At 48.1% G+C, this 24,297-nt stretch carries 21 protein-coding genes, 1 pseudogene and 1 CRISPR repeat array; of the genes and pseudogenes, 6 read left to right on the forward strand and 16 right to left on the reverse strand.

Features of this window, described 5'->3' with window-relative positions:
* The first annotated feature begins 590 nt into the window (after positions 1-590).
* Positions 591-1,960: direct repeats of the CRISPR family, unit length 32 nt; unit sequence GTTTCAATCCACGTTCCCGCACGGGGAACGAC.
* 279 nt (positions 1,961-2,239) lie between these two features.
* Positions 2,240-4,166: pseudogene (locus B5G27_RS15435) on the forward strand (IS1634 family transposase).
* Positions 4,167-4,458: 292 nt separating this feature from the next.
* On the opposite strand, the gene cas6 reads toward B5G27_RS15435, so the two are convergent.
* The 4 genes from cas6 to pcrA form a co-directional block, all read right to left on the reverse strand.
* Positions 4,459-5,340: a CRISPR system precrRNA processing endoribonuclease RAMP protein Cas6 gene (gene cas6, locus B5G27_RS15440; protein WP_087179741.1), complete on the reverse strand. Its 882-nt coding sequence runs from the start codon at positions 5,338-5,340 to the stop codon at positions 4,459-4,461.
* A gap of 30 nt (positions 5,341-5,370) precedes the next feature.
* Positions 5,371-6,741 carry a 23S rRNA (uracil(1939)-C(5))-methyltransferase RlmD gene (rlmD, locus tag B5G27_RS15445; protein ID WP_087179742.1) on the reverse strand — a complete coding sequence of 457 codons (1,371 nt, stop codon included), beginning with the start codon at positions 6,739-6,741 and terminating at the stop codon, positions 5,371-5,373.
* Positions 6,742-6,915: 174 nt separating this feature from the next.
* Positions 6,916-7,155: a hypothetical protein gene (locus B5G27_RS15450; protein WP_087179743.1), complete on the reverse strand. Its 240-nt coding sequence runs from the start codon at positions 7,153-7,155 to the stop codon at positions 6,916-6,918.
* A 115-nt stretch (positions 7,156-7,270) separates the two neighbouring features.
* Positions 7,271-9,625 (reverse strand): DNA helicase PcrA, encoded by a 2,355-nt coding sequence (pcrA, locus tag B5G27_RS15455; RefSeq protein WP_087179744.1) that lies wholly within the window; start codon positions 9,623-9,625, stop codon positions 7,271-7,273.
* 157 nt (positions 9,626-9,782) lie between these two features.
* Here pcrA and B5G27_RS15460 point away from each other — a divergent pair, with 157 nt between their 5' ends.
* Complete coding sequence (locus B5G27_RS15460) at positions 9,783-10,379, forward strand: DUF1836 domain-containing protein (protein ID WP_087179745.1); 597 nt, start codon at positions 9,783-9,785, stop codon at positions 10,377-10,379.
* A 955-nt stretch (positions 10,380-11,334) separates the two neighbouring features.
* Here the strand turns inward: B5G27_RS15460 and B5G27_RS15465 are convergent.
* The 5 genes from B5G27_RS15465 to B5G27_RS15485 form a co-directional block, all read right to left on the reverse strand.
* Complete coding sequence (locus tag B5G27_RS15465) at positions 11,335-12,249, reverse strand: zinc ribbon domain-containing protein (RefSeq protein ID WP_242958338.1); 915 nt, start codon at positions 12,247-12,249, stop codon at positions 11,335-11,337.
* A complete protein-coding gene (locus tag B5G27_RS15470) occupies positions 12,236-12,622 on the reverse strand; it encodes a hypothetical protein (protein WP_087179746.1) in 387 nt (128 codons plus the stop codon). Before B5G27_RS15470 ends, B5G27_RS15465 begins: the two co-directional genes overlap by 14 nt.
* Complete coding sequence (locus B5G27_RS15475) at positions 12,603-13,136, reverse strand: RNA polymerase sigma factor (RefSeq protein ID WP_087179747.1); 534 nt, start codon at positions 13,134-13,136, stop codon at positions 12,603-12,605. Before B5G27_RS15475 ends, B5G27_RS15470 begins: the two co-directional genes overlap by 20 nt.
* Positions 13,137-13,306: 170 nt before the next feature.
* Complete coding sequence (locus tag B5G27_RS15480) at positions 13,307-13,615, reverse strand: YerC/YecD family TrpR-related protein (protein WP_087179748.1); 309 nt, start codon at positions 13,613-13,615, stop codon at positions 13,307-13,309.
* A 216-nt stretch (positions 13,616-13,831) separates the two neighbouring features.
* A complete protein-coding gene (locus B5G27_RS15485) occupies positions 13,832-14,548 on the reverse strand; it encodes a phosphatase (RefSeq protein ID WP_087179760.1) in 717 nt (238 codons plus the stop codon).
* A 193-nt stretch (positions 14,549-14,741) separates the two neighbouring features.
* On the opposite strand from B5G27_RS15485, the gene B5G27_RS15490 reads away from it, so the two are divergent.
* The 4 genes from B5G27_RS15490 to B5G27_RS15505 all read left to right on the forward strand — a co-directional run bounded on the left by B5G27_RS15490 (position 14,742) and on the right by B5G27_RS15505 (position 17,781).
* Positions 14,742-14,978, forward strand: coding sequence for a hypothetical protein (locus tag B5G27_RS15490; RefSeq protein WP_330399094.1), 237 nt, complete (start codon positions 14,742-14,744; stop codon positions 14,976-14,978).
* 119 nt (positions 14,979-15,097) lie between these two features.
* On the forward strand, positions 15,098-16,138 hold the full coding sequence (locus B5G27_RS15495; RefSeq protein WP_087179750.1) for a hypothetical protein: 1,041 nt from the start codon (positions 15,098-15,100) through the stop codon (positions 16,136-16,138).
* A gap of 201 nt (positions 16,139-16,339) precedes the next feature.
* Positions 16,340-17,389, forward strand: a complete 1,050-nt coding sequence (locus B5G27_RS15500) for an ABC transporter substrate-binding protein (protein WP_087179751.1) — start codon at positions 16,340-16,342, stop codon at positions 17,387-17,389.
* Positions 17,390-17,442: 53 nt separating this feature from the next.
* On the forward strand, positions 17,443-17,781 hold the full coding sequence (locus tag B5G27_RS15505) for a hypothetical protein (protein WP_087179752.1): 339 nt from the start codon (positions 17,443-17,445) through the stop codon (positions 17,779-17,781).
* 309 nt (positions 17,782-18,090) lie between these two features.
* On the opposite strand, the gene B5G27_RS15510 is transcribed toward B5G27_RS15505, so the two are convergent.
* The 7 genes from B5G27_RS15510 to B5G27_RS15540 form a co-directional block, all read right to left on the reverse strand.
* Entirely contained in the window at positions 18,091-19,479 is a 1,389-nt protein-coding gene (locus tag B5G27_RS15510) for an MATE family efflux transporter (protein WP_087179753.1), read from the reverse strand.
* A 203-nt stretch (positions 19,480-19,682) separates the two neighbouring features.
* Positions 19,683-20,204, reverse strand: a complete 522-nt coding sequence (locus B5G27_RS15515) for a hypothetical protein (RefSeq protein WP_087179754.1) — start codon at positions 20,202-20,204, stop codon at positions 19,683-19,685.
* A 39-nt stretch (positions 20,205-20,243) separates the two neighbouring features.
* On the reverse strand, positions 20,244-20,435 hold the full coding sequence (locus B5G27_RS16970; protein ID WP_143449752.1) for an RHS repeat-associated core domain-containing protein: 192 nt from the start codon (positions 20,433-20,435) through the stop codon (positions 20,244-20,246).
* A gap of 264 nt (positions 20,436-20,699) precedes the next feature.
* Positions 20,700-21,077 (reverse strand): hypothetical protein, encoded by a 378-nt coding sequence (locus tag B5G27_RS15525; RefSeq protein WP_087179756.1) that lies wholly within the window; start codon positions 21,075-21,077, stop codon positions 20,700-20,702.
* A gap of 14 nt (positions 21,078-21,091) precedes the next feature.
* The gene (locus B5G27_RS15530; RefSeq protein WP_087179757.1) at positions 21,092-21,655 is read right to left on the reverse strand and encodes a hypothetical protein; all 564 of its coding nucleotides are present in this window, start codon (positions 21,653-21,655) and stop codon (positions 21,092-21,094) included.
* A 72-nt stretch (positions 21,656-21,727) separates the two neighbouring features.
* Positions 21,728-22,186: a hypothetical protein gene (locus tag B5G27_RS15535; protein ID WP_143449750.1), complete on the reverse strand. Its 459-nt coding sequence runs from the start codon at positions 22,184-22,186 to the stop codon at positions 21,728-21,730.
* Positions 22,123-24,297 (reverse strand): RHS repeat-associated core domain-containing protein (locus tag B5G27_RS15540; RefSeq protein WP_143449751.1); only part of this gene is annotated, 2,175 nt, incomplete at its 5' end. The genes B5G27_RS15540 and B5G27_RS15535, both read right to left, overlap by 64 nt.

Raw genomic sequence — 24,297 nt, forward strand, 5'->3', positions numbered from 1 at the left:
CACGGTGACAGTAAACTTAGCAACTTAAAGACAACTCATGAGAGCAGTCTGGTGACAGCTCATGAAATCAGCAACAATATATTAAAGCTTTTAACACTCAAAAAATTGCGCTATATATTCCGATAATTTATATTTAAATCCAATAGCAATTCGATTATTTCCACTTTTTCTTCCATTTATTGTTACTATACTCTTCATTCATTTAAAAATCAATATTTATATTTTAAAATTCGTTGAAATTGTAATTATAATAAAAATTATTGAAGTATTTTTTTTTATTTGATACAATAATTTGTGGTCAGGAACAGGAACCTGTGGATTGAAATAACGAGTTTTACAATAATGTAAAAATAAGGGCGGTGTAAAAGGAAATTTCTTTTACACCATTCTTATTTTTTATCGTTTTATCGCAGTTCCAGTATTGGATTGCCTGCACAAATCTGTATTTCAACTAAAACTTCTTAAATAAATTGATGCTTTCACGATAAAGATAATCACACTATTTCTCCCATTGCAGCTTCAGTATTTTAATCCTTATTTCCGTAAGGGAAACGACTATGCCAATCTGTTTAAAGCATTCCTGTTCATGGATTTCAATCCACGTTCCCGCACGGGGAACGACCAGAAAGCGATCCGATGGGCGAGAGATCAGTACAGATTTCAATCCACGTTCCCACACGGGGAACGACACCAGTATTGGACGGATGCGCTGGAGGCTGTCGGATTTCAATCCACGTTCCCGCACGGGGAACGACGTAAGGCTTACTGTACGGCGTGCAAACAAATGATAAAGTTTCAATCCACGTTCCCGCACGGGGAACGACACAAGCCCGCGGAAAAAGCTCAAGAAAAAGAAGATGTTTCAATCCACGTTCCCGCACGGGGAACGACTAAATGCAGATGCTGTAAATAGTGGGATTACAGCAGTTTCAATCCACGTTCCCGCACGGGGAACGACCAGCGCTTACGTTACGATCCTATTTTCTTTTTACGGTTTCAATCCACGTTCCCGCACGGGGAACGACACAATCAAGAATGATGCTGTATTTATCATTAATAGTTTCAATCCACGTTCCCGCACGGGGAACGACGAAGATGCAAACTTGCTAAATGTAGCGAGGAACTAAGTTTCAATCCACGTTCCCGCACGGGGAACGACACTATTCCGTCCGCAATAACATGCTGATCTACCAGCAGTTTCAATCCACGTTCCCGCACGGGGAACGACTGAGTTCGAGGATAACCTGTTTTGTTTCACCGGTTTCAATCCACGTTCCCGCACGGGGAACGACCGTGAAACAGCAGCTATATGATTATATTACAGTCGTTTCAATCCACGTTCCCGCACGGGGAACGACGTAAATGTCGTAACTACCGGATAGGCTAAGTTTCATGTTTCAATCCACGTTCCCGCACGGGGAACGACTGCGACCTACCTTGTTATAATAGCATTTCCGTGGGTTTCAATCCACGTTCCCGCACGGGGAACGACTAGTTACTGCGGTAGTATTTCCACTAATAACCTCGGTTTCAATCCACGTTCCCGCACGGGGAACGACGTCGCTCCGAGCTTCTCGGTGTTCAGCACACTGTACTGTTTCAATCCACGTTCCCGCACGGGGAACGACTATACGTTTGCACAACTGAACTTGTATCTATCATCGTTTCAATCCACGTTCCCGCACGGGGAACGACGAAAAAACTGGATCTGATAAGTCCAGAAGAAGAGCTGTTTCAATCCACGTTCCCGCACGGGGAACGACATCGCCATGCTGTATTATGGCGATAGAGCGGGCAGTTTCAATCCACGTTCCCGCACGGGGAACGACAGAAATGCAGGCGGCGATTGACCTGAAAGCGGAGTTTCAATCCACGTTCCCGCACGGGGAACGACCACGAAGTCCGGGGATGATTTTCCTTACATAGAGGTTTCAATCCACGTTCCCGCACGGGGAACGACCGCAATCATCCACAAATTTCCTTTGTGCTTTTTGCTCTTACCTATGCAATTATACCAATAAATTTCGTTCAATACAACCTCCAGCACGCTTTTCTTCTCACTTCACCTCAAAATCACGGTGCGAATCCCCCTGGAATTCTATGTTCGGGTTTTCAACAGTTGAATCATCAATAAATTCTTACAAACCGCAGAAATGCGGTATTTTTTTGTCAAATTTTATCTTTTTATATGTTGCATGTGTTGCATGTTTATGGTATAATGGTCTTGAGGTGATAATGATTGAAGCTCTATTTTGATAAACGCCTGAAAGACCCTACCTATTATGGTCAGCAGGGATTTCGCAACGGGAAAAAAGTTACATCTAAAAATATAATCAAGTTCGGCAAACATTCTGAACTCCTGAAAATCACGGACGACCCGGAGGCTTATGTCCGCGAGGAGATACGAAAGTGGAATGAAGAATACCGGTCCGGAAAAGTGGAATATACTTTGTCCGCTGATTTCAATCAACGTGTTCCTCATACAAACGACCCTGCTTCTTCCTCTACCTGGCTGAACATTGGATACTTTTTCCTCCAGGAACTTATGAAAGGTCTCCGGCTCAGAGATTTCTTCCATCAGAAAACGAAAGACCGGAAGATTACTTTCGATTGTTACACGATATCCCGTTTCCTTACCTATGCAAGGATCCTCGACCCGCTTTCAAAACATGCCACATGGCATAAGCTTGACACCTACTATGAACAGCCGGATTTTGATTACCAGCACATCCTGCGTTTTATGGATTTACTGGAAGAAAACCATGACGATTACCTGGCATGGCTGTTCAGGCAGAGTAATACGATCGTAAAAAGAGATACTTCTGTCCTTTACTATGACTGTTCCAACTTCTATTTTGAATCAGAGCAGCCGGATGAAGACGTCGTAGATGAAGTCACGGGAGAAATCATGAAGGGAATGCGTCAGTACGGTTTCAGCAAAGAGCATCGGCCTAACCCGATCGTAGAGATGGGGCTGTTTATGGATTCGCGGGGCATCCCTATCACCATGTGTCTCCACCCCGGCAACACCAGTGAACAGCTTACCGCTATCCCACTGGAAAAAGAAGTGATGAAAATGCTGCCGGATGCAAAATTTATCTACTGCGCAGATGCCGGTCTCGGTTCTTACAACATCCGAAAATTTAACAGTATGGGCGGCAGGACGTTCATTGTCACGCAATCGATCAAAAAAATGAGCGGTGTTTTAAAACAATCCGTTTTCAACGACTACGATTACCGGCTTCTTTCCAATGACAAACCTGTCACGATCGCTGGAATGAAAAGCTTTGACCGATTTGAAGAGGAAAACCTGAAATTATATAACGATTTTGCTTATAAAGTGGTAGATGCCGATAAGGTACTGGATCTCGGCCTCTACGAAGATGTGACGTTAAAGAACGGACGCACTATGAAACGGAAAGCGAAGGGTGTCCTTAAACAGCGCATTATCATTACTTTTTCCCGAAAGGTGATGGAATATCAGAGATCTGTCCGCAGCAGGCAGATTGAGCGGGCGAAAGCCTAAAAAATAAGTTGACAAATTAGATCAGAGATCTGTCCGCAGCAGGCAGATTGAGCGGGCAAAGAAGTTATTAGAGTTAAAAGATCCTGAAGAGATCAAAAAAGGTCCGAACGATGTAAAACGTTTCTTAAAAAGAACAGCGAAAACAAAATCGGGGGAAACAGCAGTCGTGGAATATATCCTGGATCAGGATAAGATTGCCGAAGAAGAAAAATATGATGGTTACTATGCCGTAGCGACCAATCTGCAGGATCACGCAAAAGATATCCTCGCAGTATCCAATAAGAGATACCAGATAGAAGAATGCTTTCGGATCATGAAAACCAACTTTGACGGCCGTCCGGTCAACCATAGGCTTCAGGAACGTATTAAGGCACATTTTCTGATCTGTTATACCGCACTTCTGGTCTATCGCCTGCTGGAAGCCCGGCTAGATGATCAGGGAACACATGTAACAGCCAGCAATCTCATAACCACCTTAAAGAATATGAACGTCGCTAATGTCCACGATATTGAATACATGGCGCTTTATAACGGAAGCAAAGCCCTTGACGCATTAACCAGATTGACTATGCTACCACTGGACAGACTTCACTACAGACCAAAAGAATTAAACAGTATGATAAAAAAATTTTTACAATAGCATTCACATACAACATCTTTCTCTGTCAGTTTGAGCCGGAAACCCTTAAGTTTAAAGGGTCTCCGGCTCTTCTAATTCGTTAAAGTGTCGAAAACGGGATTATACCAATAAATTTCGTTCAATACAACCTCCAGCACGCTTTTCTTCTCACTTCACCTCAAAATCACGGTGCGAATCCCCCTGGAATTCTATGTTTACTCCAGACTCGCACCACTCTGTCGTTGCGCTGCCTTTTATTAGAAATCACTAAAAACATCCATTGCACCACATCAGAAATCTAAGGAAATAAAACTCATATAAAATACACTTCTATCTTCCCCATCCCAAATGTGGTATTTCTTCCGACATGCAGTCTCTGCGCCGCATACAGCCAGGGGACAAACGGTGTCAGACACCCTTCGTATTCGATAGTTCCCAGCAGACCGCTAAAATCCATCTTCCCATTTGTACGGTTTGAATATCTCTCCATATGCTCTACTTTAATTTCTTCTTTTACAACCCGCACTTTCTCAGCCAATACTACGAGCTGTTCCACCTCTTCCGAGTCTATCCATCCTCCGTAACGCTCTGAAAGCGCTATAACACGATTTGTTATATTTCGGATCAGTGATTGAAAGGATATCTGCTTTACCAGCTGTCCGCCATGGCGGATTCTGAGCGGAGTACAAAGTTTGACCACTGTACCCTTAACATTCTGCAGTTCGTAACCCTGTATAGGAATCGAAGTTACAGCATCTTTATAGTACTGTCCCTGCCGCCAGATAATCCTCTGTGTCTGGCTGTTTATAATTTCAGATAACTCGAATCTGTATCTGTGCGCCCCTAAACCGAATCTATAGAGCTGCTCCAGAGCAGAAACTACTGATGCAGCATATTTCGCTGCGCATCCGAAAAGTAAAATCTCAAACCCAAGTTTCTCTCCCTGCCCGATCACAGTCTGGGGCATGCAAATGTCCGGTGGGATAATCATATAAGGTTTCGCAATAACCTTTCCCCCGCCCGCTTCTTCACCGTTCCGATATAAGAACGCACAGATTTCCTTGTCTGTTTGGAGCAATGCCTGTCCAATCACGCCTCTCAAAGTGGATCCGAGATACGGCGGAAGCTCCGCCCGTTGCAATGCAATCAGGGAGACTTTAAGAGAAATACAGCTAAGCTCAAAGTGTTTCCTCATCGTTTTCCCTCCATCATATATCTGCTGTTTTTACTTTTCCGGCTTTGACAGAGCACACACCACCTCGCAGTGCACCGTCTCGCAGAACTGGTCCACCGCCGTCATCTTCTCCACCCGATACCCCGCGAGCTGCATCATCTCCAGATCCCTCGCCAGGCTCGTCATCTTGCACGAGATATACACGATGCGCTCCACGCCGTACTCCAGGATCTTCGGCAGCGCTTTCGGATGAATCCCGTCCCTCGGCGGATCCAGCACGATCACATCCGGCTTCTCTCCGATCTGGTCCAGTACCTGAAATACATCGCCTGCTATGAATTTACAGTTGGAAATACCGTTTCTGGAAGCATTTTCCTTTGCAGCCTCGACCGCCTCTTCAACAATCTCCACGCCCACGACTTCCTTTGCCACCGGTGCCAGCACCTGGCTGATCGTCCCGGTTCCGCTGAACAGATCGAAAACCGTCATGTCATGGATATCACCGATATACTCCCGCACGGTTTCATACAGCACCTCCGCGCCACTCGTATTCGGCTGGAAGAAAGAAAACGGAGTGATCTTAAACTCGAGGCCGAGAAGCCTTTCGTAGAAAAAATCCTGTCCATAAAGGATACGGGTCTCATCGCTCTTTACCACATCCGACAGAGAATCATTCAGGATATGGAGGATACCCACGATCTTCCCTTCCAACTCCAGGCCAAGCAGTTCGCTTACAAGCGGTTCCAGATCATGCTCCTCCTGTGTAGTCGTCACCAGGTTCACAAGGATTTCCCCTGTCGTGTCCCCTCGCCTTAAGAGCAGATGACGCAGATATCCTGTATGCTGCATCTTCTTATAATAACTCACATTCCGTTCTTTGAAATATTCCAGCACGCATACAAGGATCTTATTCATATCCTCATGTACCAATTTGCAGTCCGCGGCGGTGAGTACGTCATATGTACTCCCCTTTTTATGCAGTCCCAGAGAGAGGGGCCCGTCCTTGTATTCATCACCAAAAGAGAATTCCATCTTGTTCCGGTATCCAAACTCTTTTGGACTGGCTTTCACGCCTTCAAAGACATAATCTCCTTTCACCGCCCTGTCCATGATACGCCGTATCTGCCCTTCCTTCATCTTCATCTGTTCTTCATAAGGCATGGTCTGGTACATACATCCCCCACATTCCGGGAAGATACTGCAGACCGGCTGGCGGGTTTCCTGAGGCGACCTTTCCAGGACTTCAAGAAGCCTTCCCTCCGCATTTCCACCCTTGAACTTATTGATCATAAAGCGGATCTTCTGCCCGGGGATGCCATTTTTTACTGTAACATATTTATCTTCCGCTGGAACATATACAATTCCTTTGTTTGGGAAATCCACTCTTTCAATAATCCCTTCAAATATCTGCCCTTTTTTCATCGTCTCCTCCAAATTGTCAGAATATTCTCCCCAACGGGGTCAGACCCCTCTTAAGAGGGGTCTGACCCCATTCACACTTTTTTCACATTTTCCCTACACCAAAACACATCAAAACAGGCAGGGTGCTGTTTCCCACATCCTGCCTGCTCTGCTCTTTTCCTTTTCCCCAGCCGATTATACCTGATCGTCCTCGCTGAAGTAATCGTCAAAATCATCATCGAAATCGTCTTCAAAATCTTCCAGATAGTCTGGTGTAAAGAAACGGTATACAGCATATGCGATTCCTGCAACTGCTGCGACCGCGCCTATGATCGCCAGTACCCAGATCACTGTGTTTCTCTGTTTTTCTGCCTCATTTTTATGAAGGATCTCACTTAATTTTGATTCAGCGATCATCTCTTCTATTTTGTTCATAATACACGTCCTTTCCCTGTCTCTGAGACAGCGCTTACTTTCTGATATTATACCACTAACATTTTCAGATTACTACTAGTTTATTCCAAAATGTTAAAATCAGCCCATCATCAGCTCATCCTACCTTCACCAGTTTGGCAAACATGGCGAACATCTTTCTCACGCCGACAGTGTCGAACTCTACGGTCACTTCTTTATCTCTGCTGCCTTCTTTGATGTCCAGCACAGTTCCCTCTCCGAATTTCACATGGCGGACCCGGTCTCCGACCCCATAGGTCAACGCTCCGCCCTTCTGGGCTGTAAGCTGGCTGCCTTTCTGAAGAGATGAAAAGGAGGGTTTCCCTGCTGTGCCGGCATTCGCCGCGCCCACCTGATAAGGTTTTGCGCGGAATGCCTTTTTTGCATTTTCATATATCGGATCCATTCCCCGGGAAATACCTTTCTCTGCGCTTCCGGTCCCAAAAGGGATTTCCTCTTCTCCCGGATCCCACGCCAGCCTGTCGCTGCCTGTCGTGGCGCTGCCCGCCCTGCCGCTGCCTGTCTCCAGCAGCTCCATAGGGATTTCTCTGATAAACCGGGACATTTTATTATACTGCACATCTCCTCTTACCATCCGCTTCCTCGCGCAGGTAAGGGTCAGTTTCTGCTCTGCGCGTGTGATGCCCACATAACAGAGCCTGCGCTCTTCCTCCAGTTCTTCGGGGTCATCGCCTGTGATCGTCATATAGCTCGGGAACAGTCCGTCTTCCATCCCTGCCAGATAAACCCGCGGGAATTCCAGCCCTTTGGCGCTGTGCAGGGTCATGAGCACCACATAATCCTGGTTTTCATCCAGGCTGTCAATATCTGCCACAAGAGCCACCTCTTCCAGGAATCCGCTCAATGTCGCCGCCTCATCCCGGTCCGCGCAGTCCTCTTCATAAGCGGCGGCCTTGCTGACAAGCTCATCGATATTCTGTATCCGCGCTTCATTTTCCTCCGGGGTATCCCCGTCCAGGCTCTCAATGTATCCCGTCTTCTCTATAATCTCATTTAAAAGGTCCGTCAGACTCTCCCGCTCTGCCTGCCCCTTAAAATACTCGATCAGCGCCGCAAAGGAATCCAGCTTTGACGCGCTGCGCCCCACTCCGGCGATAAGCTCCGGCGCGAGGAGCGCCTCATAAAATCCGATGCCTCTTGCTGCCGCCGACTCCTGGATCCGGTTGACCGTGGTCAGCCCGATCCCTCTCTTCGGCACGTTAATGATCCTGCGCACAGCAAGGTCATCCTGTCCGTTATCCACAGTCTTTAAATAGGCAAGGATATCCTTGATCTCCTTTCTGGCATAGAAGTTAATGCCCCCTACGATCTTATACGGGATATTCATTGCCACAAATTTCTCTTCGAACAGACGGGACTGTGCATTCGTCCTGTAAAGGATCGCACTGTCATTGTAAGACGCCCCTTCCGAAACGCTCTCTCTGATATCCTCTGCGATAAATTCCGCCTCATCATAAGCTGTGTCAAACTGCCTCAGAGTGATCTTCTCGCCCACGCCGTTATCAGTCCAGAGCGTCTTGTCCTTGCGCCCTTTATTATTGCGGATCACGCCATTTGCCGCATCGAGGATATTCCCGGTCGAACGGTAATTCTGCTCCAGCTTGATCACACGGGCGTCCGGGTACTCCTTCTCAAAATCAAGGATATTGCGGATATTTGCTCCCCGGAATTTATAGATCGACTGATCGTCATCTCCGACCACACAGAGATTCCTGTATTTTCCCGCCAGCAGACTGACCAACTTAAACTGCACGGTATTCGTGTCCTGATACTCGTCCACCATGATATAACGGAACCGCTCCTGATAGCTCTCCCTCACATCCGGCTGCGTATCGAGAAGCTGCACGGTCTTTACGAGCAGGTCGTCAAAATCCAGGGCATTATTTGCACGGAGCTGCGCCTCATACTCCCGGTATGCTTTGGCGATCTGCTGCTGCGCAAAGTCACCCCCCGCGTTCAGTTCGAACTCCTCAGGCATGATCATTTCATTTTTCGCAGAAGAGATCACGGACAGGAGCATCCTCTCTTTAAACCGTTTTGTATCCAGGTCCGCCCTGCGGCACACTTCTTTCATCAGTGTTTTCTGGTCGTCTGTGTCATAGATCGTAAACCGGTTATCATATCCGAGCCGGTCTATGTATCTCCTCAGGATCCTCACGCACGCTGAATGGAATGTGCTCACCCAGATGCTCTCTGAGCCGAACCCTACCAGGTCATCCACTCTCTGGCGCATCTCTCCCGCCGCTTTATTGGTAAAAGTAATGGCAAGGATATTCCACGGGTTGACCCCCATCTCCTCGATCAGATATGCGATGCGGTGGGTCAGCACCCTGGTCTTTCCCGAACCTGCCCCCGCAAGGATGAGGAGCGGGCCTTCCGTATGAAATACTGCGTCTTTCTGCGGTTCATTCAGCGTATCATATATACTCATCTGTATCTCCTTCATGTCCTGTAGATCAATGTCTGGCATCCACAAATTTTATAGTGATTCCTGTCTATTATCGAACATGTTTTCGCTAAAGTCAACCAGATTTTCCACTTGCTATATAGTTTTGGTCACTATATAATAGATACACCGAGGTGATAAAATGAAAATCGACACAAATGATATATTAAACAGCATCCTTGAAAGCCTGGACCATGTTGACTACATCCGTCCGGAAGAGATCCCGAACATTGACCTGTACATGGATCAGGTAACTACTTTTATGGATGAGCATCTCTCCTCCACCAGACGTTACAGCGAGGACAAGATCCTGACCAAGACCATGATCAATAATTATTCAAAAAACAACCTTCTTCCGCCGTCAGTGAAGAAAAAATATTCTCAGGAGCATGTTCTTCTCCTGATCCTGATCTACTATTTCAAAAATATCCTTTCCATCAAGGATATCGAGACGATCCTGACGCCTCTGCGCGAGAAATACTTTTCCGGTGAGCAGTCCCTGTCGCTCTCTGAGGTATACCGGGAGGTCTGCGAGATTGAGAAATCCCGCATCGAGCCCATGAAAGCATCGGTTCAGGAAGCATATGAGAAATCAGGACAAGCTTTCCAGGACATGCCGGAAGGAGAAGACAGGGAGGAGCTGCGACTGTTCGCTTTTCTGTGCAGTTTAAGCTTTGACGTATATCTCAAGAAAATGATGATCGAGAAACTCATCGATGAGCTTGCTTCAAAGGAGTAAATCTGTATTTGTGGGGGAGCCATCTGTAGAGTCAAACGTCCGAAAACAGTGAAGCGCAGATATCGAAGACGTATTCAGCACGGGTGTGTGGGTGGCTTCGGCTCCGGGGCTCCGGGGCAGCAAAAACTAAGAAATCCGGGACTATGCTAAAAGCAGAAAGCAGCAGGGCGCAACTCGGCGTTGCCTCAGACAAGCCCCCTGCTGCTTTCAACACATAGTTCCGGATTTCAAGTTTTTTCAAGCCCCTCCGCAGTCACCTCAGACACCCACACACCCGTGCTGAAAGGTTTTCGAAAAAGGCGCTTCGCTGTTTTCTGGTTTACTCAAGCCGGAAGGTTCCCCGACAAATGCAGCGTTTAAAAACGTAGCGAGAAGGGAACTTTCCCGGCAAAAGATAAAACTACTCTGGTCGGGAGAAACTTACAACAAAGAGGATTTTCCAGCCAAAAGATAACCTTCCCCCAGCTGGCAGAATTCTATCACAAGAGAGGCGCAGCTTGCTGCGCCAAATCGAACGGCTGACCCTCTCCCGGAAGTCCGCGTCACCTTCCGTCCGATAAAAATTCCTGTTTCGCCACAGAAGCTCCCCTTTCATCCAACTTTCGAAATCCTGCATTTGTCCGCGGGGACCTTCCGATCGGATGCGCACAGAAAACCATTCCCATTTGATGCGCCTTTCGCGGCGGACGGGGATATGGCGACGGTGACTTGGAGTAATCTGCCGGAAAGACTTAAAGGGAGAAAGCGTGGCGTTAATTGTCCGGCGGATGCCTGAGGCGGAGCCGAATCTTCCGCCGGACAATTGCTTTTAGCCATGTTTTCTCCCTTTTACGTCTTTCCCAGATTACGGAACCGGAACCTGAGCCATATCCCCGTCCGCCGCGAAAACGTCCTGCATCAAACCAACGGTTTTCGGACGTTTCACCAATCGCCCGGCTCCCCCACAAATACAGATTTACTCTATCGTGATCTCCGATGTGACGTCCTCCACCCCATTGATCTGGAGTCTGACATGGATCTTTCCTTCCTCAAATCCGTCCAGAGGATATTCCAGCGGTTTTGAAAGATCCGTCACATCCACGGATTCTGCCCTGTCCCCCTGCACGAGCCAGAGGATGAGGCTTGCCCCGTCAGGCACGGTGCCACAGGATATGTCTGCATGCAGCTTTTGTGTCTCTGCATCTTCGATCTTCATATTCCTTTCTTCTACAAATCCGTCGCTTGCCCGTTTAAAACTGAAGTTCCAGACTCCGTCCCAGTAATTGCTCACGCTCATCTGGATCAAGCCCAGATTCCACACTCTCTCATTGGACGAGGGATCAGTATTTACATTTCCGGCTCCGGATGCGCTCACGATAACTCCGGTCAGGCATACGATCAAAAGTGCCAGGCTGACCAGACCGCCGGCAATATATTTTTTGTGATGTACCTTTTTGTTTTCCATTCTTTCCATTTCCTCCCTGTTTTGAATATATGCCCCGCATTCCTCACAGTATTTTGCCCGCAGCGGTACGGGATGCCCGCAGGCGGGGCAGGGTCTTTTGATCTCCCGCCGCCTCAGGAAATAAATCAGAAGCCCGATCACAGGCGTGGCGAGAAATATAATGATGACCCAAAGGACAGGATCATCCCCCCGCTTCCGGCAGTCCTGGTAGGCCCACGCCCCAAAGAACGCAGACATGAGCAGCCAGAAGAAGATAACTCCCAGGAAAAACAGCGGGATTGCCATCGCAATTCCACTGAATCCGCCGCTCACGGCAAAGAATATCCCAAATCTCACAAGGATAAACAAAACGATGATCGCGGCAGCCAAGATCAAACCGCGGTTTTTCCCGTTTTTTCGGTATTTTATGTCACTATGCCTTTTCATATCTCTGTTCCCCCTTTTTTATATGGACCGAGATTTCTTCTCTCAGATCCGTTCTTTTTATTCCGACTACGGTGATCACCACTCCTGCGATCCCCATATAGACACAGGCCGCAGCAGCCAGTACCGAAAGATACAGACTGTCGATCAGCAGGACAAGAGCCGTTCCAAGCAAAAGAAACAGGATAAGATTCAATACCATAGGCAGGTACCAGAGAGAAATACTCCTGCCCGCCCTGCCCTGTCTCAGGAAGCGCTCCCGCTCATAGAGCTCTGCTTTCAGTCCGTTATCCAGCCTGACATCCGGCTTATCCGTGGTTTTGAGAGCTTCCCGGAGCAATCCGTCAAACTCTGTATTAAAATCTTTCTTCGCCATAACCAGCTTCCTCCAATCTCTTTTTGACTATCTTTCTGCCTTTAAACAGGCGGCTTTTCACTGTCCCCGGCGGCTTTCCCGTCATCTCTGCGATCTGTTCGACTTTGAACTCAAAGAGGTAAAACAAGATCAGCGGGACCCGAAACTTATCGGGGAGATCCTGGATGATACGGCTGATCTCTGATATCATCTCTCTGCGGAAATAATCTGCTTCTATGTCTTCTCCTGAGCAGACCATATGTTCCTGTCCTTCTTCCATGTTCGTACACTGCGCGATCCCGCTGCGCCTCGCTGCTTTTCTTCTGCTGCTCTTCCACTGGCTGTGCACCATGGCAAAGAAAAAAGCCCGGGGATTTCTCTCCCATTCCAGGGCTGCCTCTCTCTCCAGCGCCTGCAGGAATGTCTGCTGGTACAGGTCTTCCGCATCCTCCCTGTTCATGCAGAGCTTCAGGCAGAACCTGTAAACGTCTGCGCCGAATTCATCTATGCATCTCTCGATTTCCCTCGCCTCCAAAGCCTCACCTCCATTCCCTTTGCTCTCTTTTCACCTTATATACGCCGCCAGTTCCGCATCGGTTCATTTTTTTTGACATTTTTATTTTTGCATAAGAAAACCGGAAACCGCACATTCACCCATGCCGGTTTCCGGTATTTCTCTTTCAGTATCCGCATTGTCTTCAAGACTCAATCGTCTTTTTTCTCTTCTTCCTTATCTATGCGCTCAAATACCATGTCATAGCCGTCGTTTCCATAGTTCAGGGAACGGTTCACGCGGCTGATCGTTGCTGTCGAAGCGCCGGTCTGCTCCGCGATCTCCAGATAAGTCTTCTGCTCTCTCAGCATTTTTGCAACCTCAAATCTCTGGGATAATGAGAGCAGCTCGTTGATCGTACAGATGTCCTCAAAAAATATATAGCATTCCTCTTTATTTTTCAGACTGAGGATTGCTTTAAAAAGATAGTCGACTGCCTCTGTCCTTATCTTCTTACTCATAGATACGTCTCCTTTATAAGCCCCGCGGCAAAAATCTGACCGGGTCGCAGGCAGCTGCTATGTATGGCATATCTCCTGCTTCTCCAGGTCACTCTTGTATTTTAGCACACTAAACTTTTAAAGTCCACCATTTTATTTCTGACTCTGCCCCCTCTTCTCCGCGGCGCCTCCTTCTCTCTGTCAGCGCCCCTCCCCCTGCCAGTCCCCTCTTCTCTTTCAGCGGATGCCCAGAAATTCCTTCAGCCGGTCCCAATCGGTCGTTATGACCAGCTCCTCCGGGAAATTGCAATAATCCAGTACTTCCCTGACATTCGTGAAATTTCCCGCATCCACATCTACATGGGCGTCGCTTCCGGTCGTCACGGGCACCTCGTACTGCCTGCACAGGTCGAGCATGGTCAGGATGTTTTCTCTTGTCCCTTTCCTGCTGCTCTGGGGACGCATGGAGGAATTATTGATCTCAAGGAGCGTTCCCGTCTCTTTCGCTGTGCGGACGATCGTTTCATAGTCAAAAGGAAATCTGCCGTCGTCCGGGTGCCCGATGATATTGACATAAGGCTTTTTCATTACCTCCACATAGGCGCGGGTGTTTTCCTCCCGCGTATGATCCAGTCCATAACATGGCGGATGGATACTTGCCACTACAATGTCCAGGTCCCGGCAGGTCTTTTCGGGAAGGTCCACCGTCCCGTCCGGATCCATGATATTGACTTCCGCTCCCATCAGGAGCCGTACGCCATCTGCTTCTCTGGGGACTACATCCAGGTTTTGAAAGTAGAACAACCCGCATGTGCCCGGCATTTCCGGGGCATGTTCTGTGAGGGCGAGCGCTTTGAGGCCCCGCTTCTTAGCTGCCGCTGCCATTTCCCTGATCGTGCTGTATGCATGTCCGCTTGCCAGAGTATGCGCGTGTGTATCTGCGATGATCTTCATTTCCATTCTCCTTTGCACTACATTTATTTTATATCCGCCGGCCAAAACCGGCTCCAGTAAAACCAGCTCCGGTAAAACCGGCTCCAGTATGCCGCGTTCTTGCGCCATAAAACAGTATATCACATTTTTGCGGGAATACAATTTCCTCTCCCGGGGATACTAACCGAAAAATACGAAACCGAGGTGGATCATCTTGAAAGAAAAAGATCAGACAAAACTGACCGATAACTTTGACTATCTGGCAAATGCCGCGTCTACAACAGACTGTACGGGACTGATCCCGTCGCTTCCCCGGAATGAAGATGAACTGGACTCTTATAATGATATTGTCCAGTATATGTCTCCTGCAGCTAAGAGCAGTGCAGCTGACGGACAGACTGTCCGCCCTGATAAAAAGCACCACTCCTCCAGGCACGGCACTTCGTCATAATTCGCGGAAATCTTGCACTTTTCGAGTGGATATTACATTTTTTCATTGTTCTTGCGTCCTCGAAATGTTATAATATCGGTGTTGTAAATTTGTCAGCCAGAGAGAGGAGTATAGATCTTATGAAGTGTCCGATATGTGGAAAAGAGCTTGAGTTAAAGAATAAGCAGATTGGCACCGATGAAAATGGTGATCCGGTCTTTAACGAATATGCGATCTGCCGGGACTGCCGCAAGCAGTGGAACCTTGACAGGCAGCGCGCGAAAAAAAATGCCGCGAAGGTAGCTGCGGCGGAAAAGGGGGATGCCTCAAAGAAAAACGTCCCCTCAAAGGATAGCGCTGCAAAGACAGCTTCTGCTGCGGTAAGCGGGACAACGCAGAAAGTCGCTTCTCCGGCAGCTCTTGCAAAAGATGGAGGCGCTCCCGCTAAAAAAACGGTTAAGAAGCGCCCGGTCCAGAGCGCACATACAGAAGAGCCTGAAGAAAAGCGTTACAGTAATATCCCGCCGGAAAAAGTCCGGACAAAGCATGAAACTGCTGCCCGCAAGAGTTACGGCGATATGCTCGCCACCGGCGCGATCGGCAAACCTGTGAAAAAGAAAAAGATCCAGCCTGAGGATGATAAACAGGGTACATCAGGCTCATCTCCCGCACAGACAGACAGAAAAAAGGCTGCAAAACCGGTGTCAAAACCTGCTGAGCCGGAATTTGATGACTATGATGATGACGATGATTATTATGAAAGCACTCCGAGATTCCGCGCAATGCGCGTGATCCTCGGTATCATTTCCCTTCTCGGATTTGGATACTTTTTATACATGGGATTTACGACAGGATTTTCGTCGTCAACAGACAGCGGAGTCGCAGGCATGACCTTTGCGATACTTGCACTCTGCCTGCTCGTATCCGCACTGCTGTATTTTATCACTATAAAGACGAACAATGTTTTCGCATTCCTGCTGCCCATGCTCTTCTATCTTGGCAGCGCTGTGTTTGCCTTCCTCAAGAGAGGAGATGACCTGCAGCTTTTCATCGCTGCGGTCGCTGCCGCGGTGCTGGCAGTAATCTCCCTGATCCTTGCGATCACGTCAAGAGGCGGGGATGATTACGATGATTATGACGATGCATTTGAAGATGATTATGCAGATGAGTATGACGACTGATAACAGTTGGTGATCGTCAAAGATCCTATTTAGTGTTAATTGCTTTGTTAAAAACCTGCTGAAACAGCTCCATTCCCCGGCGGGAACGCCCTGCCGCCGGATATGGCCTCACTGTTTCCGCAGGTTTTTCTATATGAACCTTCTGTTTTTCTCCTCATATATTATTAGGGAATCAATATGAGACAGAGATATGGAGGTATTATGAAAAAGCGTATTTTATCTCTTTTAAGCGCTGCTGTCCTCTCGATTTCCCTCCTCGCCGGGTGCGCGCAGGAGGCGGACGGAGGAAAGGCCGAAGGCACGGAGAGTACTCCCTCAGAAGAGACAGCGCAGAAAGAACTTGTGGAGGTCACATTGAATGAGGTCGCGCATTCGATCTTCTACGCACCGATGTATGCGGCGATCGAAGAAGGGTATTTTGAAGAGGAAGGGATCGACCTGACGCTTGTGTGCGGATTTGGTGCAGATAAGACGATGACCGCGGTCATCTCCGGCGAAGCGGACATCGGCTTCATGGGCTCCGAGGCTTCCATCTACACCTACGCCGAGGGCGCCACGGACCATGTGGTCAACTTTGCGCAGCTCACACAGCGCGCGGGCAATTTCCTCGTGGCACGGGAAGAGATGCCGGATTTCACATGGGAAGATTTAAAGGGACACCTTGTCCTCGGTGGGCGCAAAGGCGGGATGCCGGAGATGGTCTTCGAGTATATCCTGAAGCAGAACGGGATCGATCCCGGGACCGACCTGGAGATCAACCAGAACATTGATTTCGGTTCCACGGCCGCTGCGTTCTCAGAAGGGCAGGGAGATTTTACCGTAGAATTTGAGCCAGGCGCGACCACACTGGAATCCCAGGGCAAGGGCTATGTTGTCGCATCCCTCGGCGAGGACAGCGGCTATGTCCCATACACGGCGTTCAGCGCGAAGCAGAGCTATATCGATGAGAATCCTGACGTGATCCAGGGTTTCACCAATGCGCTCCAGAAAGGGATGGACTATGTCCGGGACCACACCCCGGAAGAGATCGCCGCTGTGATCGAGCCCCAGTTCCCGGAGACAGACCTGGAGACGATCACAACGATCGTGACGCGCTATTACGACCAGGATACATGGAAGAGCAACCTCATTTTCGAGGAGAGCAGCTTTGACCTGCTCCAGGATATCCTGGAGAGCGCAGGCGAGCTGGAGGAAAGAGTTCCGTATGACGACCTGGTGACAACAAAGTTTGCGGCAAACGCTGCACAGTGATATACTGTACTCTGAGATCCAGGATCCAAAGAAAATAAAGAGAGGTACCGGCTATGATCGATAAACGGCTGATCCCCTATGGGGGACTGAAAAAAGAACCCTTCTCCGGGAGCCATAATGGCATGCGCTATCTTTTCCGGGGTGACGACGGTAAAAACAGCACCACATTCACTGTCTTTATCTATCCGGAGCCATGGTGTTTTGAAGATACTCCGGATGATGAAAAGGAGAGCTGCACCTTCCCTATGTCAGAGGAAGGGATGGACCAGGCAGTGGCATGGCTTTTCAAACGGTTTGAGTCTGAAAAGGAGCGCTGGACGACATCTTCAAAAGAGATGATGCACACTGTCCGGCAGACTCCTTACGATACGGGCGAAGGGCAATCTCATTGACCCGCTCATTCACCCGTTCCCGGAGAAACTCAGTAAAACTCCTCACAACCGGGAACAACTCCTCACACCCGAAATTTCTCACAACAGAGGCCTCGCTCAAAATCATACGCGGCGCACATCCGGGACCGGTCACAACAGGACCGGGCGGGATCTGCGCCGCGTAAAATTCGTCGTTCCTTTCTCTTTATCTAATTTTTAGAATCTTTAAAATTATTTCCATATCTTGTCACAGCCGATTCACAATTCCCTGTTAAGATACAGATATAAATTCAAGAAGACAATGACTGTGTATGCAGTCGGTATGCATGGTCATTGGACTTCGCCTAAAGCATTCGGTTCCGGGTTTTTGCCCCGGAATATTTTTTTGATATCGATTTTTACAATGTAATAATACATTCCGATCAGCAGCGCGGACGCCAATATCCAGGCTGCAGGGCTTGCCAGGCAGACCCCGGTATAGCTCTTCAGCGCCGCGGCGATCATTGCCACGATGCCTCTTCCCGCCAGCTCCGCCACGCCTGCCATCATGGGCAGGATGCCATACCCAAGCCCCTGGATCCCGTTCCGGTATATATTGACAACGGCGAGCGGGATAAAGAACGCGCCCACGCACTTCAGATAAATATCCACAGAACCCATGATCGACGCCACATCTTCTGACACAAAAAGGTATGTCATATATTTTCCCACAGTCATCACCAGCGCCGCGGCGATGCAGGAATAGATCACGCCGATGATCGTGCAGGCCTTAAAGCCGCTGCGGATACGCGCCACATTCCCTGCCCCCATGTTCTGGGCTCCGTAAGTAGCCATCGTTGTCCCCATGGCCACGTATGCCTGGGTGACTACCTGCTCGATCTTGCCGGCTGCGGTAAACGCCGCCACAAGCGTAGATCCCAGGATGTTGAGGGACGACTGGACCATCATCGTGCCGATCGCTGTGATGGAATACTGGAGCGCCATCGGGATCCCGATCCGAAGCTGAATCCCCAGGAGCGAGCCGGACAGGTGCCAGTCCTCTCTGTGCAGGCGGAGGGCCGGCACTGCTTTTACTATGTATCCCAGGCAGAGGAGCCCTGACACCCCCTGCGAGATGACCGTAGCCACTGCGGCTCCCGCTGTCCCCATGTGGAAGAAAATGATGAGGACCAGGTCAAGCACGATATTGAGCAGCGCGGAAAGGATCAGGAAGTACAGGGGCACCCTGCTGTTCCCAAGCGCCCTCAATATACTTGCCAGCAGATTATAAAGCATCTGCGCAAGGATGCCCGCGCTGATGATCATGATATAGGAATAGGCGTCCCTGAAGATGTCCTCCGGCGTGTTCATCAGTTCCAGCCACGGCTTCATAAGGAGCATGAACGCCGCCGTGAGGACCGCGCCTATGATCAGGGACAGTACCGATGCCCCTGCCACGGTCTTCCGCATTGCGTCCATGTCCCCCGCACCGAATTTCTGCGCAGTGAGGACCGTAAATCCTGCGGTCATCCCTACGACAAAACCATAGATCAAAAACATGATCGTACCGGTGCTTCCCACGGCGGCAAGCGCTCCCGTGCCTACGAACTTCCCCACGATCACCGCGTCCGCCATATTGTAAAACTGCTGAAAGACATTTCCCAGAAAGATGGGAAATGTAAAGTTCAAAATAATCTTCATCGGGCTCCCCGACGTCATGTCCTGCTGCACTGCTTTCATCTGTCTGACACCTCTCCACGATCTGTTATAGTTTCTGTTTCTTCCCTGTAAAAAAGGATATGCCGCTCATCTGACATATCCCATCATCGGTTTCACAGGTGATTATTATAAAACAGGTATCCTCAATTGTAAACACTATTTTTTCCCTGACATTTCCTGTCTCCGCTGCCAGCTGGTTTTACGCATTGCAGCAATATAAAATATTATTCAAATTTAGAAGGAAGAATATAATACTTCCCATCCAGTCCAGGTATGTGATAATTCAAATTATAGGCAAATGTTATATTAAAAGGATGATTTTCTATATCCAAATAGAACACTGATTTAAATTTCCCATCTTTCAGACAACTATTTGTGCTAATTCGCTCATCAATAAATTTCCTGAAAAAAGTTTCATTTTCTTTACTTTCAATTATGGCTATCCCTTTGGCATCCGCTTTCATTAAATCACCCAATATTTTTGCCAACTTCCCACGTTCCACATAAAAATAAATGCTGTCTGCCATCCCCTGACAGTTTTTTATTCTTTCTCGTTCCCCGGCATTTAGCCACTTATCATATATAGATGATTTATAGATATCATTGGCAATGACATGGAGATGTGAAGTCTTCATAAGCTCATTGCACAATCTCACTGTATTATCAGTGGTAATTTCAGCCCAGAAGTCGATATACCCTGTCCCATCAAAGTGTTTTTTAATCTTCACCTTTTTCACTCTCATCATTTCTTTTATCCATTCCAAAAATACGCTGGTACATATGATTTACCGTGTACATCCTTTCACTATATCTCGCTCTACAAATCTGGCTAATCCTGGATGATACTCCCTCGCCTGAGCATAGTAAGTCCCAGCCACCTTATCTCTCTGATACCCCGAATATCCAAATGGCTGCATCTTTCCCTGGTTCCCATACAGGTCCTCTCCAAAAGCTCCGTATCCATAGGATTCCCGTATCGTCCCACTCTCGTCTGCCGCTACTTTTTCACATCTCTTGTTTCACATTTTGTGATATTTTCTGCAGAGTCAACAATTTCCCCTTGGCCGCATTGCGTACAGTATTAGCTTTATAAGCAATCCCACTATCCCTGTAGTAATAAGTAGTGCTAATATTAAGAAACTGTCCATTTAAATTTAAAACCACATAGACCAAAAGGCTTCCGTTCCCCTAATTCATTACCCTGATCTCTACCCAAGAGAGCTCTTTATTGCTTATCCATTCTAAGCCCCTCCATTGTCCAAAAAATTTCTGGATGTTTTACATCCTAAATAAGCCCCAACGATCATAAATTGATTATTTATGATTGCCTCTTCAGCCGGAAATACCAGCATCCCTACCCATAAGAAAAGAATAGAAATCAACATGCATATAGAAAACACGGTCGTAATCGTTCTGAATACTGATTCCTTCAAAGCTTTCCTTATAAATTTGAAGAAAAAACTAAAAACTAAAAAGCTGATCAGGCACAAAACAATCCCAAAAACTATGTCTTCTATAACCTCACTACTATCTTTTCCTTCTACAGAATAAATTATTAGCGAACTCACTATAGCCGCTCCCCCGATTATGTTTTCAATAAATTGCATTTTTTTCTTCATTTTTCTCTCCCTCTTTATCCTGCTGTAATTGGAGGTCTGCCTTCTCGAGAAAAAACTGTCATGTCAATATGCATTATTGAAAGCATAATTAACTCAACACTTAAATCTGTATCCAGTCTCTCAATTTTGTAAACAGATCTGCCATATTCTTGTTCAATATTAACCACCGTTTCGCATTTATCGTTTTCAATTGTCCATTCATATTTTTTGAAAGGACGTATAATATTGGTATTACCAGGACAACAAAAATATTTTTTATTATAGATTTGGAAATAATTTTTACTATGTATTCCATTAAAAAAAGCATTTCCTATACATATCTCATTTTTGTAAATTTTATATTTCAATTGCAGTACAAAAGATTTTATGACATTTACAATTGGAATATAATCCAGGATTCTATAATTCCTGTTTATTTGCCTCCATTCCCATACATCCCCGGCAACTATTTTCCATTGGAACCTTTCAGTAGTGTTACGATAATTAGTATAACCGATCAACCGTGGAATTTGAGGCGAGTAAAATGTGTGCTCATAATGCTTCCCCTTTTTTTCTTCTCGCCTTATTAATATGCACATTTTGTCACCTCCACCTTTTTAACGTGCTCATCTCTCTCATTTTCAAACTCATTATTTTAACGTCAGTTTTTGTTAATCATTACAAGTTGCATCTTCCCAACTGATGCTTACTCCTCCTCCAACCCCCAGACCAATACCTATTTCCAATTTATTTTCATCGGGATCAAAACCAGCTTTTGCTCCCAATGAAATAATGTCTATACTTGCTCCTATATATATCCTCTTTCCAAATAGTTCTAAAACTCTTATTTTACCTTCTGCAGTCACACATGATCCCTGTGCTTTAAGGCCAACATAATCAGATGACAGTGAAGCATTTATATCTCCATGAAGGTATTCTAAAGAATATGTTCCTTGGAATAAACCTTCTCCATCTTTGTATCCTATTTTTGATAATCCTCCAGAAATATCCAACAATTCTATTCCAATATCTCTTCCCTTTTTATCATTAAACCAATCTACCACATTTAAATTAATATTAGGACCTTCAATATCACCATAATTAATATCACAAAAAAGCCTTGCGTACATTCATTTTCTGTCGGTGTATTGTTTGATATTGGCTTCTTCCCATTTAAATCACTTAACATAATTGGTTTATTATAGCAATAACTATATCGATTTATGCTGAAGGGAGTTTCAATAATCCCCGGTATTAAATCCATCCCCTGAAATCTCCCCGCATCCGCCTGATACTCCCTCGCCTGAGCATAGTAAGTCCCAGCCACCTTATCTCTCTGATACCCCGTATACCCAAACGGCTGCATCTTTCCCTGGTTCCCATACAGGTCCTCTCCAAAGGCTCCGTAGCCATAACTTTCCCTTACTGCTCCCGTCTCATCCTCGATTCGAATTGGGCTTCCCAGCTCATCCTGCAGATAATAACTCTGTCTTCCATTCTCTTCGTAGGATGCCACGTTCCCATCCCAAAAGTACGTCTGCTTTTTCTCTCCCTCGGCTTTCTCCAGCAGGTTGTGGTACTCCCTTGTCAGATCGATCGTGTAATGGATCTGAGTCAGGTTCCCGATCTGCGTCTCCGCTTTGATTCCGTTCCGGGGATCCAGTCCTTCCAGCTGCCCTCTGGACAGTGTCCCTTCCAGCTTCCCTACCCGGTGCCCCAGCCCGTTGTACTGGTACTTCGCTGCCTTTCCGGCCCCGTTCACGGCTTCCTCCAGACGGTTCAGCGCCCCGTACACATACTGGTGCGTGATCTGTCTGTTCTCCGTGATACGGGTCAGGTTTCCACGCTTATCATAGGCAAAACTCTTATTTACCGGATCGGTGCCCTCCCGGAGCTCTGTGATCAGCTGGTTTAAGGCGTTGTGGCAGTAGGTTGTCCGCCCTGCACGGTCCTCTTTCAGGACGCGGTTCCCGAAGGCGTCATACCCATACCGGGTCTGCATCTGCCCGTCCTTCTGGATCCCGGTCAGCCGTCCCAAAGCGTCATATCCGTATGCATAGGCCCCGCTCTCTGACTCCAGCCCTCTTCTCTCCTTCGTGATCCCGGTCTTATTCCCTGCCAGGTCATACAGATACGTATACCGGTCTGACACCCCTTCCCTGTCCCGGTGCACCAGCTCCGTCAGCTGGCCTTTGCTGTCATAGGCATAGGTCGTCCCGGTTCCGTTGGGGAACTTCTTCTGCGCCAGTCTTCCAAAGGCGTCATAACCGTAGGTGATGACCCGGTCCCCTTCCCTCATCTCAGAAAGCCTTATCTGTTCATCGTATCCGTAGGATACGGTCCTTCCGTCCGGGTAGGTGATGCCTGTCCGCTCCCCGCTCTTTCCATAGGTATAGGATACTTCCCTGCCGTCCGGGTACTGTACGGCTGTCGCCCGCCCCAGGGCGTCCGGCGTGATCTTCGTCTCTCCCAGCCAGTCCTGCACAAGGATCAGCTGGCGCAGCGGGTTGTAGGACAGCTTCACTTCCCGCCCGTCCGCGTACTGGATCCGGGACAGGTCCCCCTGCTTTGTGTAGGCATACTTTGTCAGGAAGCCCTCCTTGTCCAGCTTCGACAGGAGCTGTCCTTTCCCGTCATAGGCATACTGCTCCCTCTGTCCCAGGGCGTCGATGACCTCCGTCACCTGCCCTTTCAGGTCCCGGAGGTACCGGGTCACCTGGCAGGTCCGGTTCCTTCCGCTGCGGCGCTCCGCTTCCATCCACTCTTCGTCGATCCCTGCCGCGTCTGTGGGGGAAGTCCCCGCTTCCCGGCTCTCCAGGCTCCCCTCCTCCCCGTACTGGCGGATCTCCACCAGCCGGTCGCACACATCGTAGCTATACTCCGTCTCATTCCCGAGAGCGTCTATGACTTTTGTGAGCTGCCCGGAAAGGGAATACTCATACCGGGTCCTGTTCCCCAGTCCGTCCGTCATGGACGTCACGTTCCCCAGGGCGTCGTAAGTGTACCTCCTGCTCTCCCCGCCGCTCCCCCGGATCTCTGTGATCCGGTCCATGCAGTCGTAGGTGCAGGAAAGGACGAACCCGGTGGGAAGGGTGTGGCTTTTCAGGTTCCCGTTCCCGTCATAGGTGAAGGATTCCCCTGTCCCGTCGGGGTGGCGGATCTCTTTTAACTGCCCGCCCGGCAGATAGACGTACCGGGTGGTCCTTCCCGCCTCATCCGTCACGCTCTCCACCTCTCCCAG

This window comes from Lachnoclostridium sp. An76 (assembly GCF_002161355.1).
Lineage (GTDB): Bacteria > Bacillota > Clostridia > Lachnospirales > Lachnospiraceae > Mediterraneibacter > Mediterraneibacter caccavium.